Origin of the sequence: Limosilactobacillus coleohominis (assembly GCF_016901675.1) — a bacterium.
Taxonomy (GTDB): Bacteria; Bacillota; Bacilli; order Lactobacillales; family Lactobacillaceae; genus Limosilactobacillus; species Limosilactobacillus intestinavium.
Genome location: NZ_JACJKU010000170.1, coordinates 1 through 935 on the forward strand (window position 1 = coordinate 1; position 935 = coordinate 935).

At 37.0% G+C, this 935-nt stretch carries 2 protein-coding genes and 1 pseudogene; all 3 read right to left on the reverse strand.

Going from position 1 to position 935, the window contains the following annotated elements:
* Window positions 1-290 precede the first annotated feature (290 nt).
* The gene (locus tag H5975_RS08850) at window positions 291-464 is read right to left on the reverse strand and encodes a hypothetical protein (RefSeq protein WP_239459634.1); all 174 of its coding nucleotides are present in this window, start codon (window positions 462-464) and stop codon (window positions 291-293) included.
* Window positions 465-482: 18 nt separating this feature from the next.
* Window positions 483-578, reverse strand: a pseudogene (locus tag H5975_RS09295) (helix-turn-helix domain-containing protein); the annotation flags it as partial.
* Between the two features lie 30 nt (window positions 579-608).
* The gene (locus H5975_RS09300) at window positions 609-827 is read right to left on the reverse strand and encodes a transposase (RefSeq protein ID WP_204785628.1); all 219 of its coding nucleotides are present in this window, start codon (window positions 825-827) and stop codon (window positions 609-611) included.
* Window positions 828-935: the final 108 nt, after the last annotated feature.

The following is a 935-nucleotide window of genomic DNA, read 5'->3' on the forward strand; positions in this document are numbered from 1 at the left end:
CGGGAATTGACGCCAAATTTTCTTGTTTCCACTTTATCAGATTCAGCCGAAAATCCCCAGTTACTTTCGGTGGATTCAGTAATGGTTCCTTGCCAAATCTTGCATAAATCCCCACCCATATTTGAAAACTAAGTTCGTCGATCCCGTATTTTTGCCTAATAAATCCTTAATTTGACGGTATTTGTCAACTTTTTGACTGGCTTTTAATCTTTCATAATACGTAGACCGTGGTATTTCAAAATAACGTAATAGATCATTTAATGGATAATGTGCCCTAAGTTCATGAATCACTAACGCTTGTCTTTTTCTTCCCGCTGTCTTAGGGCTCGCAATTTTTTTAAGATGTCATTCTCCATCTTTGCATAAGCAAGCTTTGCTTTGAGATCCGCGATCTCTTGTTGATACCGCTCTTCTTTTGTTGGTGTTAGTAGTGGCTGATTTTGCTGCTTATTCCGTTTGTTCATGTTTTTTCTAGGTCGCCCCTTTGGCTTAGGCCGTAGGCCGACAATCCCTTCTTTTTGATATATACGATACCATGAATAAACTTGTGAATGACTTAAATTAAAATGCGCGGCAACCTTATTTACACCTACATCATGAGTGCGATACTAGGTTACCACTTTAAGCTTAAAATTAATTGAGTAGCTTTGTTTAGCATGCTTTACATTTAGGGATTCCAATCCATGGCTTTTCGCTAATTCAGTCCATTCTCGAATAACTATTGGACTTGAAATACCATACTTCTTACAGAGGATATTATAAGAAGTGTTCCCTAATAAATATTCTTGAACCACTTTTATTTTGAATTGAGTTGAGTATTTTGCCATGGTGGATTATAGAATGAAGTTAGCCACCTAATTGGTGGTAAATGCAAAAACGCCATTCGGCGTGACATCAGGTATCATATTAAGTGAATCAAACCTATATGAAAGGAT

Coding starts and splice junctions, on each gene's coding strand:
- H5975_RS09300 (WP_204785628.1), bottom strand. CDS start 827: ATGGCAAAATACTCAACTCAATTCAAAATAAAAGTGGTTCAAGAATAT.
- H5975_RS08850 (WP_239459634.1), bottom strand. CDS start 464: ATGAACAAACGGAATAAGCAGCAAAATCAGCCACTACTAACACCAACA.